At 65.8% G+C, this 16,069-nt stretch carries 13 protein-coding genes; 6 read left to right on the plus strand and 7 right to left on the minus strand.

The genetic code is table 11. The annotated features are described in order from the left end of the window. The first annotated feature begins 114 nt into the window (after nucleotides 1-114). Entirely contained in the window at nucleotides 115-792 is a 678-nt protein-coding gene (locus H7J73_RS12400; protein WP_264067673.1) for an MliC family protein, read from the plus strand. Here H7J73_RS12400 and rarD read toward each other — a convergent pair. From rarD to lspA, 3 genes are read right to left on the minus strand one after another with little or no spacing between them, the layout of a single operon-like run. Beyond that, a complete protein-coding gene (gene rarD / locus H7J73_RS12405; RefSeq protein ID WP_435405473.1) occupies nucleotides 789-1,697 on the minus strand; it encodes an EamA family transporter RarD in 909 nt (302 codons plus the stop codon). The genes H7J73_RS12400 and rarD overlap by 4 nt on opposite strands. Further along, nucleotides 1,694-2,620, minus strand: coding sequence for an RluA family pseudouridine synthase (locus H7J73_RS12410; RefSeq protein ID WP_264067674.1), 927 nt, complete (start codon nucleotides 2,618-2,620; stop codon nucleotides 1,694-1,696). The genes rarD and H7J73_RS12410 overlap by 4 nt, the downstream gene beginning before the upstream one ends. Next, nucleotides 2,620-3,252, minus strand: coding sequence for a signal peptidase II (gene lspA, locus H7J73_RS12415; RefSeq protein ID WP_264067675.1), 633 nt, complete (start codon nucleotides 3,250-3,252; stop codon nucleotides 2,620-2,622). The genes H7J73_RS12410 and lspA overlap by 1 nt, the downstream gene beginning before the upstream one ends. 42 nt (nucleotides 3,253-3,294) lie before the next feature. Between lspA and H7J73_RS12420 the strand changes: the two genes are divergently transcribed. Next, nucleotides 3,295-4,239, plus strand: coding sequence for an asparaginase (locus H7J73_RS12420; protein ID WP_264067676.1), 945 nt, complete (start codon nucleotides 3,295-3,297; stop codon nucleotides 4,237-4,239). On the opposite strand, the gene H7J73_RS12425 is transcribed toward H7J73_RS12420, so the two are convergent. Next, nucleotides 4,204-5,550, minus strand: coding sequence for a DNA polymerase IV (locus tag H7J73_RS12425; protein WP_435405488.1), 1,347 nt, complete (start codon nucleotides 5,548-5,550; stop codon nucleotides 4,204-4,206). The genes H7J73_RS12420 and H7J73_RS12425 overlap by 36 nt on opposite strands. A gap of 108 nt (nucleotides 5,551-5,658) precedes the next feature. Between H7J73_RS12425 and H7J73_RS12430 the strand changes: the two genes are divergently transcribed. Beyond that, a complete protein-coding gene (locus H7J73_RS12430) occupies nucleotides 5,659-5,877 on the plus strand; it encodes an RNA-binding S4 domain-containing protein (protein WP_264067679.1) in 219 nt (72 codons plus the stop codon). A 77-nt stretch (nucleotides 5,878-5,954) separates the two neighbouring features. On the opposite strand, the gene ileS is transcribed toward H7J73_RS12430, so the two are convergent. Next, nucleotides 5,955-9,122 carry an isoleucine--tRNA ligase gene (gene ileS, locus H7J73_RS12435; protein WP_264067681.1) on the minus strand — a complete coding sequence of 1,056 codons (3,168 nt, stop codon included), beginning with the start codon at nucleotides 9,120-9,122 and terminating at the stop codon, nucleotides 5,955-5,957. 259 nt (nucleotides 9,123-9,381) lie between these two features. Next, entirely contained in the window at nucleotides 9,382-10,014 is a 633-nt protein-coding gene (locus tag H7J73_RS12440; RefSeq protein ID WP_264067682.1) for a hypothetical protein, read from the minus strand. Nucleotides 10,015-10,150: 136 nt separating this feature from the next. Between H7J73_RS12440 and H7J73_RS12445 the strand changes: the two genes are divergently transcribed. Both H7J73_RS12445 and H7J73_RS12450 read left to right on the plus strand, forming a co-directional pair. Beyond that, nucleotides 10,151-10,516 (plus strand): XRE family transcriptional regulator, encoded by a 366-nt coding sequence (locus H7J73_RS12445; RefSeq protein WP_264067683.1) that lies wholly within the window; start codon nucleotides 10,151-10,153, stop codon nucleotides 10,514-10,516. 45 nt (nucleotides 10,517-10,561) lie between these two features. Beyond that, nucleotides 10,562-11,296, plus strand: coding sequence for a hypothetical protein (locus H7J73_RS12450; RefSeq protein WP_264067684.1), 735 nt, complete (start codon nucleotides 10,562-10,564; stop codon nucleotides 11,294-11,296). A 32-nt stretch (nucleotides 11,297-11,328) separates the two neighbouring features. Here H7J73_RS12450 and H7J73_RS12455 read toward each other — a convergent pair whose 3' ends face one another. Then, nucleotides 11,329-14,340, minus strand: a complete 3,012-nt coding sequence (locus H7J73_RS12455) for an MMPL/RND family transporter (protein ID WP_264067918.1) — start codon at nucleotides 14,338-14,340, stop codon at nucleotides 11,329-11,331. 451 nt (nucleotides 14,341-14,791) lie between these two features. Between H7J73_RS12455 and H7J73_RS12460 the strand changes: the two genes are divergently transcribed. Next, nucleotides 14,792-16,039: a glycosyltransferase gene (locus H7J73_RS12460; RefSeq protein ID WP_264067686.1), complete on the plus strand. Its 1,248-nt coding sequence runs from the start codon at nucleotides 14,792-14,794 to the stop codon at nucleotides 16,037-16,039. Nucleotides 16,040-16,069 lie beyond the last annotated feature (30 nt).

Here is a 16,069-nt window from a genome sequence, read left to right on the forward strand (position 1 = left end):
TAGGACTGCCGACCGACAGCGCCGAGCTACCGGCGGGGGTGATTCGGCCGTGTCTCGGCGTGGCGCCCCGGCGTGTCTTTGGGGCGCCGTCGAATGCCGTGGTTGAGTCGGGCGATGAACCGGACCACCAACTCCCTTCGGGGCCGGACCGGGCTGGCTGTTGCGCTGCTCGGCGGCGTCCTGGCCCTGTCGGCCTGCGGCAGTGATCCGGCCGCTGAGCAGACCACCGCCACGGTGGCCGTCACCACGACCGCTGTCCCGACGGCGGCGCCAGCGGTGAACTGCGCGAAGGCCGACGGGGATGTCGAGACGCTGATCTGCAAGAACCCCGAACTGGTCAGCCTCGACCAGCAGCTGGCATCGGAGTTTCAGCATGCCGTCGACGAAGCACGGGACGAACCGGCAGCGACCCGGGCCGCACTGCAATCAGCTCAGGAGAACTGGAAGACCAGCCGCGACGACTGCTGGAAGGCGGACGACGCGCACCAGTGCGTGCTCGACGCCTACCGGACCCGGCTGGTCCAACTGAAAATCGACGATCCCGATACCGCGCGCCCGGAAACGATCGATTATCGCTGCCCTGATCCGGCCAAACCTTTCACAGCCCGCTTCTACAACCAGTTCGATCCGCCGGCCGCTGTGCTGACCTGGGGTTCGGAATCGGCGATCGTCTTCGCCGAGCAAACCGGCAGCGGTGCGCGCTACGGCAGCGAGGGCGTGGAGTACTGGGAACACCAGGGCGAGGTCACCGTGGATTTCCGGGGGAACAAGTTCGTCTGCAGTACCCCCTAGGAGCCGGCCGCTGCCGCGGAGCCCGAGCGCGACCGCCACGCGTCCGCACTGAACACCGCCAGCGCAACCCAGATCAACCCGAACCCGACCCACCGGCCGGGCGGCATCGGCTCGTGCCCGACGAACACTCCCCAGGCCATCTGCAAAGCCGGGTTGAGATAGAACAACAAACCCATCGTGACCATCGGCAATCGTTGTGCGCCGGCGGCGAACAGCAGTAACGGGATCGCTGTGACGGGTCCGGCGAGGATCAGCAGAATGCTGTGCCCGGTCCCGAAGTCGACGAAGTGTCCCTGCCCGACCACCTGCAGCGTGATCAGGTAGCCGGCCGCCAGTGGGAACGCCAAGAACGTTTCCACCGCCACGCTGACCCTCGGATCGGCCACCACCACTTTCTTGACCAACCCGTACGCCGCGAAAGAAGCGGCGAGCGCGATGGCGATATACGGCGGCGTACCCACCTCAACGGTGAGCACCACCACCGCGACAACGGCGAGCGCCAGCGCGAACAGCTGCCAACGGCCGATGCGTTCCCGGAAGATCACCACCCCGAGTGCCACCGTGAGCAGTGGATTGACGAAGTACCCCAGAGCCGCGTCGACGACGTGCCCGTGCGTCGCGGCGTAGATGTAGACACCCCAGTTGGCAGAGATCAGTGCCGATGCGGCCAGTAGCAGCAGCCAGGTCCGGGCGGACAGCCGACGCAGATCGCCGAACCGTCGGCCCACCAGCAGCACGAGGGTCAGGCTCAGAGCGCTCCACACGATGCGGTGAGCCAGGACCTCCATGGACCCGGCGGGCAGTAGCAGCGGGAAGAACCCCGGAGACAGACCCCACCAGCCGAACGCGCCGATACCGAACAGCACGCCCGAACGGCGGGATTGCTCAGCCGGCGTCCTGCTCACTCGTGCTTGCGAAGCACGTCAAGAGCATGTTGCAGATCGGCCGGATATGGGCTGGTGAGCTCGATCTTGCGCCCGTCACCGGGATGCGTGAACGACAGGTACCGCGCGTGCAGCCATTGCCGTTCCAGCCCAAGCTTTTTCGCCAGCGTCGGATCGGCGCCGTAGGTGAGGTCGCCACAGCAAGGATGGTGGGTGGCCGAGAAATGCACACGGATCTGATGGGTCCGGCCGGTTTCCAGGTGTACGTCGAGCAAGCTGGCCGCGGTGAACGCCTCGACCGTGTCGTAATGCGTCACGCTGGCCCGGCCGCCCTCGGACACCGCGAACTTCCAGTCGTTGCTGCGGTGGCGGCCGATCGGTGCGTCGATGGTGCCGCTGGACGGATCTGGGTGTCCCTGCACCAGCGCGTGGTAGCGCTTGTCGACGGTGCGTTCCTTGAAGGCGCGCTTGAGCAATGTGTAGGCGCGCTCGGAGATCGCGACCACCATCACCCCCGATGTGCCCACGTCGAGACGCTGCACGATGCCCTGCCGCTCGTGCACACCGGAGGTGGTGATCCGGAAGCCGGCGGCGGCCAGCCCGCCCAGCACCGTCGGGCCGGTCCAGCCCACCGACGCGTGGGCAGCCACCCCGGCGGGTTTGTCCACGGCGACGATGTCGTCGTCGGCGTAGAGGATGTTCATCCCCTCGATCAACTCGGGGGTGTTCTCGATCGGCTTTGGCGCCTCGGGCAACCGGACTTCCAGCCACGCACCGGCGGGCAACCGATCGGATTTCCCGGCGGGCACGCCGTCCAGGTCGACGCCACCGTCTTCGGCCAGGGCGGCGGCCGCAGTCCTGGACAGTCCCAGTAGCCGAGCCAGACCTGCATCCACGCGCATTCCTGCCAACCCCTCCGGGACCGGCATCGACCGTTCGGTCATCAGGCGGACTCGGTGGCGGGATCAGGGTCCGGCACGTCGTGGCCGCGCCGGCCGACGGTGTCGAAATCGAATCCGAACAGGGACAGCGCGACCAGCAGAATCGCCCCGCCGACGACCGCGGGGTCGGCCACGTTGAACACCGGCCACCAACCGACGGAGAAGAAATCGACGACGTGCCCGCGCAGCGGGCCCGGCGACCGGAAGAAGCGGTCCATCAGGTTCCCCAGCGCGCCGCCGAGGATCATCCCGAGACCGAGCGCCCACCATGGCGACACCAGGCGCCGGCCCATCCAGATGATGCCGATCACCACCCCGGTGGCGACGAGGGTGAGCACCCAGGTGTAACCGGTCGCCATCGAGAAGGCCGCTCCGGAGTTACGGACCAAGGTCCAGGTCACCGTGTCGCCGATGATCGACACCGGTTGCCCGGGCGTCAGCCAGCGCACCGCGAGGACCTTGGTGACCACGTCGAGCGCCAGCACCACGGCGGCGACCGACAACAGGAGCCGGAGCCGGATCCTTGGCTTGTCCACCGGCGCCTCAGGGGTTGCCGCCACCTCGGTGGTCGAGGCTTCCGGGGCTGCTGTGGCCTCGGTCACCGGCTCGGCGGAACCGGATGTTTCGTCAGTCACCTCCCCATCATCCCCTACCGATGGTCAGGCATGATCAGGCGCATGAGCCGCGTCGTCGTGATCGCCACCGGCGGAACCATCGCCACGCGCTCGGACGCCGACGGGGTGAAGCGCCCCAGCCGAAGTGGTGCACAGCTGGTGTCCGGTGTCGATGCCGGCGTCGACATCGACGTGGTCGAGCTGATGGCCGTCGACAGCTCGCACCTGATGCCGGCCGACTGGGACCGGATCAGGGCCGCGGTTGCGCATGCCGCGGCTTCCCCGGACGTCGCCGGCATCGTCGTCACCCACGGCACCGACACGATGGAAGAGACCGCGCTGTGGCTCGACCTCACCTACAGCGGCATCGCGCCCGTTGTCGTCACCGGCGCCCAGCGCAGCGCGGACGCCCCCGATGCCGACGGACCGGCGAACCTGCGGGACGCTCTGATCCTGGCAGCCGATCCGGCGGCGCGTGGTCTTGGCGTCCTGGTGTGCTTTGCGGGCCGCGTACTGCAGCCACTGGGCCTGCAGAAGGTGGCCACCGAGGACCTCAGCGGCTTCGCCGGCACCTCGGTGGGCACAATTTCCGGTGGCCGTTTCCTCGCGGCCGGGGACAAGCAAAGGCCGGCGCTGGGCGCACTGTCGGCCGCGCAGGCGCCGCGCGTCGATATCGTCGCCGTCTACGCCGGCAGTGACGCGGTGGCGATGGACGCCTGCGTGGCTGCCGGCGCCGCGGCGCTGGTGCTGGAAGCGCTCGGCTCCGGGAATGCGGGCAGGGCTGTCATCGACGGTGTGGTCAAGCACTGCGCGGCCGGCATCGTCGTCGCCGTGTCGACGCGGGTGCCCGGCGGTCAGGCCGGCGCGACCTACGGGCCGGGACGGGCGATGGTGGATGCCGGCGCGATCGTGGTACCGCAGCTGCGACCACCACAGGCGCGGGTGCTGCTGATGGCCGCACTGGCAGCGGGTCTACCGGCCGGTGATGTCCTCGCTCTCTTCGGCTGACCGCTCGATATCGGCGACAAAATCAGGCCAGTCCAGGCTGTCCACCGGGTTCGCGCGGGTCACGGCTGGTTCCTCGACCGAGAACGTGCGGGTCGGACCCGGACCCGAACTGCGGGTCTCGAAGCGGACCGTCATCACCCCGTGCCCGGCGCCCTGCACCCAGCCGTGGCCGAGATCGGGATGGGATACGTCGTCACCGATGCGCCAGCCACCGGCTTCGAGCGCGGGCGCCGCGACCGGCGCCCGGGTCTCACCGAGCTCGACCTGACCCTGATCCAGGTCGGGGAACAGCGATTCCTGACGCACATCCGACAGCCCGGAGAAACCCACCCCCAGTAGCCGGATCGGCCCCACCTGCACCGGGTCCAGCAGCAGCCGGCGGGCGGTGGCGATCAGCGTCGCGGCCTCGGCGGTCGCGTAGGGCAGGGTTGCCGAGCGGGTCAACGTCGTCATATCGGTCTTCTTCAATTTGACCGTCACTGTCCTGGCACCGCGGCCGTCCCGCTCGAGGCGCTGATGCGCGTGCTCGGCGATCGGCCCGGCGGCGTCGTGCAACTGAGCCAGCGTCGTCAGATCGGTGGCGAACGTGGATTCCGCACTGATCTGTTTGGCCTCGGCCCGCTCGGCAACCGGCCGATCGTCGATGCCCCTCGCGAGCCGGTGCAGCGCCGGTCCGATGGTCGCGCCAAGAATGCTGGCCGCCTCGGAATCGGCCAATGCGGCGAACTGACCGACGGTCTCGATACCGAGTCGGTTGAGCTTCTCCTCCGCCACCGGGCCGATCCCCCACAGCCGACGGACCGGCAACCCCTCGAGCAGCAGTCGCTCCTCGGCTCGCCGAACCACCCGGACACCGTCTGGTTTGGCCAGCCCGGACGCGATCTTGGCGATCTGTTTACCGGCACCGGCGCCCACCGAAGCGGTCAGTCCGGTCTCCTCGCGGACCCGGCCCCGCAGGTGCTCGCAGAATTCGTGGACCTGCTCTGCGCTGGCGCCGACGAGTTCGGCGGGTTCCCCGAAGGCCTCGTCGAACGACAGCTGTTCCAGCACCGGGACGATGGCGCGGATGGTGTCGAAGACCCGCCGGCTGGCCACGCCGTACACGACACCGCGCGGCGGCAGCACGACCGCCGGGGCGCCGACCATCCGGCGCGCCTGATGCATCGGCATCGCCGAGCGCGCGCCGAACGGGCGTGCCTCGTAGCTCGCACCGGCCACCACACCGCGACCGCCGAGACCACCCACCAGCACCGGCCGGCCACGCAGTGTCGGCCGGGTCAGCTGCTCGACGGAGGCGAAGAAGGCGTCCATATCGAGATGCAGGACCCACCGTCCCGCCTGCGCAGGCGCGTCGGCGACAGAATCGGCGGCGTCCACAGTTTCGATGCTATGGCCACCTCTCACGTTAATCTCACTGCCATGCCCGCCCGCGACGTGCCGATCCGAGACGAATCCATTCGACTCGGCCAGTTCCTCAAGCTCGCCGATCTGATCGACAGCGGATCGGACGCCAAGGCGGCCATCGCCGACGGGCTGGTCGAGGTGAACGGTGACGTCGAGACCCGGCGCGGTCGTCAGCTGCGGCCAGGGGACACCGTGTCGATCGGGGCGGACACCGCGCGCGTCACCGCGGGCTGAATCCATCCGACTTCACGTATCAGGTTGTCGCCAGACCACTTTCGAACCGAACACGGTCACGCGGCGGTGAACACAAGTCACGCCCTGGCGATCGCCACCGTCACGCCGTCACCGATATCCGATCCGTCGGGTAAGGCGTCGACGAAATCGAAGCTGGTCGCCAGGATCTCGCCCGCGATCAAATCGCGATGCGTCCGGGCCCACTCCGCCTTGCCTGCGGGTACCGCCATCCGCACCGCGATCCGGTCGGACACCTCCAGCCCGGTCGACTTTCGCAGATCCTGCAGTTCACGGATCCGGTCCTTGGCCCAGCCCTCGGCCTCCAACTCCGGAGTGACATCGGCGTCGAGCACCACCAGTCCGGCACCGTCGGGCAGCGCCGCGGTGTACTCCGGTTCCGCCGCAACCAGTTTCGAGCTGTACTCCGACGGCAGCAGCGTGGCCGGGCCGGCGGTCAGGGTGCCATCGGCGTTGACGACGCCCGCACCGGATTTGACCGCCTTGATCGCGGCCTGCACGTCTTTACCGATCCTCGGGCCGGCCACCCGGGCGTTGACCGCCAACTCGAAGCGGCCGTAGGCGGCGATGTCATCGGTCAGCTCAATGGATTTCACATTGAGCTCATCGGCGATCAGATCTGTGAAGGGTTGCAGCAATTGCGGCTCGGTGACCGCCACCGTGAGTTTGGGCAGCGGCAGGCGCACCCGCAGCTTCTTCGCCTTGCGTAGCGAGGAACCGACCGAGCAGACCTCGCGGATCTGGTCCATGGCCGCCACCAGCTCGGCGTCGTACGGCAGGTCGGCAGCGGGCCAGTCGGTCAGGTGCACCGATCGGCCGCCGGTGATCCCGCGCCAGATCACCTCGGTGGCCAACGGCAGCAGCGGCGCCGCCAACCGCGCCGTCACCTCGAGCACCGTGTGCAGCGTGTCGATGGCATCGGGATCTTCGTCCCAGAATCTGCTGCGCGAGCGGCGGACATACCAGTTGGTCAGGGCCTCCGTGAACTGGCGCAGCTGGTCGCAGGCACCGGAGATATCGCAGATATCCAATGCGGCGGTCAGATCGTCGCGCAGCACGGCGAGCTTGGCCAAGATGTAGCGGTCCAGTACGTGTGCCGAATCAGTACGCCAGACACCGACTTTCGGCGCATAGAGCGACAGGAAACTGTAGGCATTCCAGAACGGCAGCAGCACCTGACGGACACCCTCGCGAATGCCCTGTTCGGTGACCACCAGGTTGCCGCCCCGCAGGATCGGCGAGGCCATCAGGAACCAACGCATGGCATCGGAACCGTCGCGATCGAACACTTCGCTGACGTCGGGATAGTTGCGCAGCGACTTGCTCATCTTCGCACCGTCATTGCCCAGCACGATGCCATGCGCCACACAGGTTTTGAACGCCGGCTTGTCGAACAGCGCGGTGGCCAGGATGTGCATCGTGTAGAACCAGCCGCGGGTCTGGCCGATGTACTCGACAATGAAATCGCCGGGGAAGTGCGCTTCTTCGGCCGTAGCGGCTCCCGCCGCCCCACCCGCGGCCCCTTCGAACCAGTCCTTGTTCTCGAATGGGTAGTGCACCTGGGCATACGGCATGGATCCCGAATCGAACCAGACATCGAACACGTCCTCGATGCGGCGCATCGTCGAGTTGCCGCTCGGGTCGTCCGGGTTGGGCCTGGTCAACTCATCGATGTAGGGCCGGTGCAGATTGTCCGGGCGCACCCCGAAATCACGCTCGAGCTCATCGAGGCTGCCGTACACGTCGATGCGCGGGTACGCGGGATCGTCGGACTTCCAGACCGGGATCGGACTGCCCCAGTAGCGGTTTCGGGAGATCGACCAGTCCCGCGCCCCTTGCAGCCACTTGCCGAACTGGCCATCCTTGACGTGTTCGGGATACCAGGTGATTTCCTGGTTGAGCTCGACCATCCGGTCCCGGAATTCGGTCACCTTGATGAACCACGACGACACCGCGCGGTAGATCAGCGGGTTACGGCAGCGCCAGCAATGCGGGTATGAGTGCTCATAGGTCTCGTGGCGCAGCAGGATCGCACCGTTGGCCGCAGCGGGCCCGGTGCGGTTCTTCAGGTCGCGGATGATCTGCGGGTTGGCGTCGAAGACATGCTGCCCCGCGTAGTCGGGCACCGTCGAGTCGAAGCGACCCTTGGAGTCCACCGGTGTCACCACCACGACGCCGACCGTGTCGGTGGTGGCCTTGTCGTCCTCACCGTAGGCGGGCGCCATGTGCACGATGCCGGTGCCGTCCTCGGTAGTGACGAACTCGCCACGCAACACCTGGAAATCCGGTCCGGACTCGGCGCGGTCGGTGAAGTACGGGAACGGCGGCAGGTAACGCATGCCGAGAAGTTGCTCACCAGCGTAGGTGCCGAGGATCTCGGGTTCTTCGCCGAGTTCCCTGGCGTAGGCGGCCAGCCTGGCTTCGGCCAGCACATACCGCTGTCCGTCTGAACCTCGGACGTCGACGTAGCTGACATCGGGATTGACGGCGACACCCTGGTTCGACGGCAGGGTCCACGGCGTCGTCGTCCACACCAGGAAATGGGAGCCGGCCAGCGGTCCCGCCTCGATTCGGAAACCGACGGTGATCGCCGGGTCCTGCCTGCTCTGGTAGACGTCGTCGTCCATCCGCAGTTCGTGGCTGGACAGAGGGGTCTCGTCGTTCCAGCAGTACGGCAGCACCCGGTTGCCTTCGTAGGCCAGGCCCTTGTCCCAGAGCTGCTTGAACGCCCAGATCACGGACTCCATGAACGACGGGTCCATCGTCTTGTAGTCGTTGTCGAAGTCCACCCAGCGCGCCTGCCGGGTGACGTACGCCTGCCATTCGTCGGAGTACTTCATCACCGACGCGCGGCAGGCATCGTTGAACTTCTCGATGCCCATCTCTTCGATCTGCGACTTGTCGGTGATCGCGAGCTGACGCTGCACTTCGAGCTCGGCGGGTAAACCATGGGTGTCCCAGCCGAAGCGCCGCTCCACCTTGTAACCGCGCATGGTCCGGTAGCGGGGAACGATGTCTTTGACGTAGCCGGTCAGAAGGTGACCGTAGTGCGGCAAGCCGTTGGCGAACGGCGGCCCGTCGTAGAACACGTACTCCGGCGCGCCGTCGCGCTGGTCGATGCTGGCGCGGAACGTGTCGTCGGCAGCCCAATAGGCCAGGACATCGGTTTCGAGCGCCGGAAAATCCGGTGAGCCTGCGGCCAGCTTGGGGTAAGCGTTCTCAGTCACTGCGGTCCGTCGTCTCCTGTGCCCAACGTCATGGCACGGGGACGACGACGCGCTGGTGCGCGAGCGCCGCGGTACCACCCCGCTTGCACACGCACACGCGTGGCCGCTCAACTGCAGGCTGTGACGGGCCGTCCCGTTCGGTTCTACTGGGCCTAATCAGCTGAGCTGATCAGGCTGTTCTTCCGAAGGCTCCCCGGTGATGGCCGGATCTGTGCCGTTCGGCTGAAATTCTACCGAGCGGCGCAAATCCGACCCGGCGCTAGCGACCGAAGGCGCCGACAGCGATGGCGACGTCGGTCTTGCCCAGCAGCGCCGGGGTGGCCTCCGAGGTCAGCTCGATCAGAGCGAAGGGGAACTGCTCGGTGAGCTCTTCCACCGTGTAGGAGGCGAACTGCCGGCTGTCGTACTGCCAGTCCAGATACATCAGTCCGCCGTCGCGGTAGAACCGAATCTCCAGGGCGTGGTCGAAGCACGCCAGCTCCGGAGCCGAGCCGCGGTAGGAGATCAGGACTTCCGCCGGCTGCTCGTGGGCGCGGCGCGGCGCGGCGCTGAGTTCACGATGCACGCTCACCAGCATCTCGCTGGCGCTGGCGCGCTCCGGTGCGGCGCAGTGCAGGGCCAGGGCGGAGGCGCTGTGCTCACCGCCGGTGAAATCGACCGCGACGTAGCCCTCACCGATGGTGCGGGCAATGGTGCGGCCGAGTGCGGCCAGAACGATCTCCTCGGTGGGGATGCCGAGGATTCGCTGCGCCTCGTCGAGCTCGTCGGTCAGCACCTCCGAAAGGGGCGCGGAGAACTTCGCCAGGTCTCCAGGACTGGGACGCCCGGCAATGTCGTAGTCGGTTATCCGTAGCGGCGTCGAGTCCGATTGAGCGACATAAGGAGCAGCCATGCAGATCAAGCTACACACCATGTCCCAAAAATGGGAGACCACTGCCAAAACCGTGACGGCAGTGTCAATACAACAGGTGATGTCAAGTTTGCGGTTAGACGTGCCCAAAAGCGGGGTGCCCAGTTAAGGTGTAGTGGTGCCCCGGACAGATGAAAATGGTCGGCAGCTCAAGGCGCTGCTGGACTACCTCCTTGACGGAGACCTTGAGGCCAAGGAGATCTACGACTCCCTCGGCACGTCAAGCAGCACTTATTACCGCCGGATCAAAGAACAGGACTACCCCAACGCCGAGGAATTGCGTCGCGTCGCGGACCGGTTCGATCTGAGCTATCCGGACCTGCAGATCCGATTCGGACTCATGAGTCGCCAAGAAGTGTGGAGCTACATCGAGTCCGCTCCGGTAACCGTGGCGACAATTAACGAGACCGTAAATAAAACAGCCACACGCCGTCCGACCAAACTTTCCGAATTATCGCCACGCCAAGACGCACCGCCGCTTTAAGTTATAGAATTTGGCGACCCGTATTCAGGCCCGAAGGCACTCTCTGTGGCTATAGCAACGCTCATCGCGATCACCGTCGGGTGTATCGCCTGGAGTCTGTGGATCCGCCGCGTCACGTGGACGTGCCGATGGGAAGTTGCTGCCACCCTCAACATCGCTCTCCAGGGCGCCGCGTTGCTGCTGATGTCGCCCTTCGCCTCCCAAACGCTCGGGCACTGGCTACATTCCCTGACCGGCATGTGGAACCTCGAGGACTACCTCGGCCACGACTGCTACATCGTCGCCGCCTCCGCGATCGTCTACAACGCGCTCGGCCGACTGCAAGACGACAACGCGCTGCACGCGACGTTCAAGCAATACGTGGAGCGGCCGGCCACCATCTGTATCCCGCTGCTGCTGATCGCGTTCTCCCTGAGTCACGCGTCGAGCATCTACCGCGACGACTTCTTCACTGTCCCCACCGACATGTGGCTGAGCATCTACTGGCTGATCCTCTGCGGGACGCTCATCTACCTTCTGGGCTACAGCTTCCGCGCCCTGCTCATCCTGCGCCGCGATCCACGCTCGCGGCTGATCGCCAATGTCTATCTCGTCGCGTCGGCCAGCGGAATCATGGCCTGTGCCGTCCGGATCACCACCGCCTTCGTACACCCTATTCAGGCACTCGAAGGCGGAAAGCTCGTCTGGTTCTTCGCCTGCATCTGCGGCGCGGTGTTCGCCCTCGCGGCCGCGCACTCCTGGCGGGTCAAGACGAAATGGTTCACCAAGGCCGACCGGTGACCGAGCGCTGACGTTTCGCTTCTGAATGCGCCCTAGTCGGCAGCCGACCCTGGCGCCGAGTCCGCGGAAGCGAGTTCAGCCGCCGCGGATTCTTCGGCCCGCTTTTCCTTGTCTGCCTTGGCAAACTCCTTGGCCAGATTCGACGGCCACCAGTTCGCCTTACCGAGCAGGACGGCAATCGCCGGCACGGTGATGGTCCGAACCAAGAAGGTGTCCAGCAGCAGGCCCACGGCGATGATGACGCCCATCTGCACGATGCCCTTGATGCTGCTGGCTGCCATGCCCAGCATCGATGCCGCGAAGATCAGGCCCGCCGAGGTGATGACGCCGCCCGTCGCACCCACGGTGCGGATGACCCCGGATCGAACTCCGAGGCGGGACTCGTCGCGAATACGAGATATCAGCAGCAGGTTGTAGTCCGCACCGACTGCGACCAGGACCAGGAAGGCCAGCCCGGGCACACTCCAGGCCATATCTTGGTGCAGCACGAATTGAAAAAATACGACACCGATTCCCAATGCCGACATATACGAGAGAATGACCGACAGCACCAGGTAGATCGGCGCGACGATCGCGCGCAGCAAGATCATCAGAATAAAGAAGACGACGATCAGCGTGAAAATGACGATAAAACGAACATCGCTGTTGTAATAGTTTCGGACATCATTGTTGACGGCGGAGAAGCCGACCATCGATATGTGCGCGTCGGCCAACGTGGTGTTGGGCCTGGCGCTCTCCGCGGTCTTGATGATCTCGCCAACCTGATCCATGGCGGCCGTGCTGAACGGATCCAGCGATGTCTGAACCAGATATCGCGCGGTGTGCCCATCCTCCGACACGAATAGCGCAGCGGCCTTTTTGAATTCAGCCTGGGTGAGGATCTCCGGCGGAATATAGAAGCCGGACATCGGCGGGTCGGCGGCGCCGCGTTTCATGGCGAGCAGAAACGCCGACGCCTGGTCCATGCCATTGCCCATCACCCTGGTCTGATCGACCAGCGTCTGAACACCCAAGGCCAATTGCCGACTCGAATCGGCGAGCGTGTTGGCTCCCTGCAGCAAGGTGTTGAGTTTTGTCTGGAGCCCGCTCGCATCCCCGATCCCCAACTTTCGCGCCGCAGCCGTCGCGGTGGTGATGGTCTTGTTGAGCCAGCCCACCGTGTCGTCGAGTGTCTCGCTGCCCTGAGCGGTCTGGAGTTGGCGCCCGAGTTCGGCGATGCTCTGCATCGCCGGGTCATTACCGGCCGCGACCAACCGCTGCAGGTCGGCACGGGAGTCGACGCAACCCGGATCGCTGTCGCATTGGGGGCTGGTATTGAGTGCGTTGACCAGTGGCGTCGCCCACGCGGAGATATCGCTGATCCGGGCGACGTTGACCCCCAACGAATCACCCAGCTCGCGCATATTTGTGACCAGGCTGGCCGACTTGTCAATCTCGTCGAGCGTCTTGGTACCGCCGAACTTACGTTGCATCTCCTCCAGTGCCGCCGCGACACCACGGATGCTGCCCAGCCCGCCGACGACCGTGTTACGGACCTGATTGAGGGCATCCGCCATCTGGTTGGCCCCGCTGCTGAGTGCGGTGAGGTTCGCATCGTTGGCCGAAATGAGCTGCGAAGCGTCGCCCAGTTTGCTGCCGACTTCACCCGCCTGATACGTGGCCTTGGCCTGCTCGAGCATCTCCCCCGACGGCCGGGTGATACCGCGCACCATCTCGATATTGGGCAGCTGGGCCACCCGGGCCGCCATCATTTCCATGTCGGCGAGCGCCTTGGGGGTGCGCAGGTCCCCCGGAGACTGGATCAGGATGAATTGCTGCAGCGTGCTGCTGATCGGGAAGTGCTTGTCCATGGCCGCATATCCGAGGTTGCTCGGAGAGTCTTCTGGCAGGTTCTTGCGGTCGTCGTAGTTGTATTTGGTCAACGTCGCGCAGAAGGCCAGCGCGACGAGGATGACCAGACTTGTCACGAGATGAATCCGCGGCCTGCGCACGATGTGGATGCCCGAGCGCCGCCAGAACTTTCCGGTCAGATCGCGGCGCGGCTTCACCCAGCCACGCCGGCCCGCCATCACGATCAGCGCCGGCAGCAGCGTGATCGACGCGAGGAAGCCGATGGCGATGGTGATCGCCAGCGCGGGACCGACCGTCGCGAACACACCGAGCGTGGCGAATCCGAGGCCGAAGAAGGTGATCGCCACGGTTCCCGCCGACCCCGCGATCACCCCGCCGATCGAGCCGAGCGCACTGACGATGGCGTCGTCCGGACTCTCCCCGTGCCGGACGCACTCTTGATACCGGCTGAAGAGGAACACCGCGTAGTCGGTGCCTGCTCCGATCATCATCCCGGTCATCAGCACGAGCGTCTGCGGCCCGAGCCCGAGGCCGACCATGCCGAGCCCGGCCACGACCTGCTGAGCGACCACCAATGATGCGCCGATGGTGATCAACGGGATGACCATCGCCACCAGGTTGCGGTACACGATGATCAGAATCGTGAGGACGGTGACGATCGTCGCTATTTCGATGAGGTGCTGGTCTTCCGCTCCCAGCGTGGTGACATCGTCGAACGTCGCCGCAGCGCCGACGATGTTCGCAGTCAGGCCGGTGTCGGCCGTGGTCTCGCGGACGACTTTGGCTGCATTCTGATACGCCGTCTGGCCCTCTGGGGTACCCATCGTGCCGGTCAGGTTGACCGGCAGATTCCAGGCCTTGTGGTCTTTACTGGTCATCACCGAACGCAGTTCGGGAATACGCACGAAATCCTGTACGTCGGCGACATCTTTGGGATCGGCCAACAATTTGTCGACCAGAGCCCGGTAGGTGACCTCGTTCTCCGCGTTCAGCCCGTTCTCGTTGCTCAACACCACGACGGCAAGATTCGCGGAGTCACCTTCGTGGAATGCGTCCTTCATGGCGGCGTTCGACTTCAGGACCGCCGAGTTCTCCGGCAACAACGGCGGCGGATGCTTCTCGGCCACGACCGCCAACGGCGGCAGCGCCAGCAACAAGACAGCGGCAAGCAGGACCCAGGCGCCGACGACCATGAGCGGGTGGCGAACAATCAGCCGGCCCAGGCCCGTAAAGCCAATTCCCGCTGCCGCAGCCCGCGCTGTCAGCCGCTTAAACACCTCTACCACGCTACACGGTGGCGATAATCACTTATGTGATCGCGGAATTGGTGTCTTGACGCCGTTGCACGCCGGCTCGACACAGCTTCTCAGCGAACAAGCAGCGTCTTCTTCAGCAGCGGGCGCAGCTGATCTTCCCGCCCCCTCCCGACGTGAGTGGACAACTGCGCCAGCCAGTCCTGGACCGGCAAGGGCGCACCCCGAACCGCGCGTCGACGACATCTCGCGAGCCCTGCACGCTGTGCTGTAATGGGTGCGTGTTCGGCAGGACGGCTCATTCATCGCACAGGACCGGTTTGCCCACCGCGGTCGATTTTTCGGCCCGCCGCCGTACTGTGCGACCCGCCGGACCCCGATTGGGCACCGAGTGAAATTCGCCATCGCGGTCCACGGCTCCCGCGGCGACGTCGAGCCCTGCCTGGCCGTCGGTTTGGACCTCCTCGAACGCGGCCACGACGTCCGCATCGCGTGCCCACCCAACCTCGTCGGGTTCACCGAGGCCAACGGCCTTATCCCCGCGGTCCCCTACGGGGTGGACTCCGCAGAACAAATGGAGTCCGACGCGTTCCAGAACTGGTGGAAATTCCAGAACCCCATGACCACGTTCCGCGAGGGCCGCGAGTACATGACCAGGGGCTGGGCCGAGATGAGTGCCACCCTGGTCGAGCTTGCCGACGGCGCCGACCTGATCTTGACGGGCACGACCTATCAGGAGATCGGCGCGAACGTCGCCGAGCACTATCAGATCCCGCTGGCCGCACTGCACTATTTCCCCGCCCGGCCCAACAGCCATCTCTTCCCGGTCCCGCTTCCGCAGCCGGTGATCCCCCGCGCGTTCGGCGTGGCCGAGTGGGCCCTGTGGCGGCTGCAGAAGAACGCCGAGGACGCGCAGCGACGGGAGCTGGGTCTACCCGAAGCCAAGGTCAACTCGGTGCGCCGCATCGTCGACAGCGGGGCGATCGAGATCCAGGCCTACGACGCGCGGCTGTTTCCCGGACTGAACGAAGAGTGGGGCGGCAAACGGCCGTTCGTCGGGTCGATAACGCGGGAGTTGGTGACCGCGACAGACGACGAGGTGGCCGCGTGGATCGCCGCCGGGACGCCACCGATCTACTTCGGCTTCGGCAGCACACCGATCGAGTCGCCCGCCGATGTCATCGCGATGATCACCGCGGTGTGCGCACAGCTGGGCGAACGGGCGCTGATCAGTACCGGGTCGTGGGATCTGTCCGGCGTCCCCCGCGCCGAGCACGTCAAGCTCGTCAGCGCAGTGAACTACGTGGCCATGTTCCCGCACTGCCGCGCGGTGGTGCACCACGGAGGCGCGGGCACGACCGCGGCCGGGGTGCGGGCCGGCGTTCCCACGCTGGTGTTGTGGTCGGTCGCAGACCAGCCGGTCTGGGGCCAACAAATCAAACGGCTGAAAATCGGTGCGTCCCGGCGATTTTCGAGTATCACGCAGGACAAGCTGCTCGCCGCTCTCCGGGTGATCCTCGCCCCGGAGGTGCTGGCCCGCACCCGCGAGATCGCCAAGGAGATGACACCGCCCGCCGTCAGCGCGGCCAAGGCAGCCGATATCTGCGAAACCGCAGCCAGCAACGGCGGAGCTCGCTGACCGCGCACGGTCCGGGCACCGCGTCGTAGG

The organism is Mycolicibacterium komossense (genome assembly GCF_025822605.1).
Classification (GTDB): domain Bacteria; phylum Actinomycetota; class Actinomycetes; order Mycobacteriales; family Mycobacteriaceae; genus Mycobacterium; species Mycobacterium komossense.

Coding starts and splice junctions, on each gene's coding strand:
- H7J73_RS12400 (WP_264067673.1), top strand. CDS start 115: ATGAACCGGACCACCAACTCCCTTCGGGGCCGGACCGGGCTGGCTGTT.
- H7J73_RS12410 (WP_264067674.1), bottom strand. CDS start 2,620: ATGACCGAACGGTCGATGCCGGTCCCGGAGGGGTTGGCAGGAATGCGC.
- H7J73_RS12420 (WP_264067676.1), top strand. CDS start 3,295: ATGAGCCGCGTCGTCGTGATCGCCACCGGCGGAACCATCGCCACGCGC.
- H7J73_RS12425 (WP_435405488.1), bottom strand. CDS start 5,550: ATGGACGCCTTCTTCGCCTCCGTCGAGCAGCTGACCCGGCCGACACTG.
- H7J73_RS12430 (WP_264067679.1), top strand. CDS start 5,659: ATGCCCGCCCGCGACGTGCCGATCCGAGACGAATCCATTCGACTCGGC.
- H7J73_RS12440 (WP_264067682.1), bottom strand. CDS start 10,014: ATGGCTGCTCCTTATGTCGCTCAATCGGACTCGACGCCGCTACGGATA.
- H7J73_RS12455 (WP_264067918.1), bottom strand. CDS start 14,340: ATGGTCGTCGGCGCCTGGGTCCTGCTTGCCGCTGTCTTGTTGCTGGCG.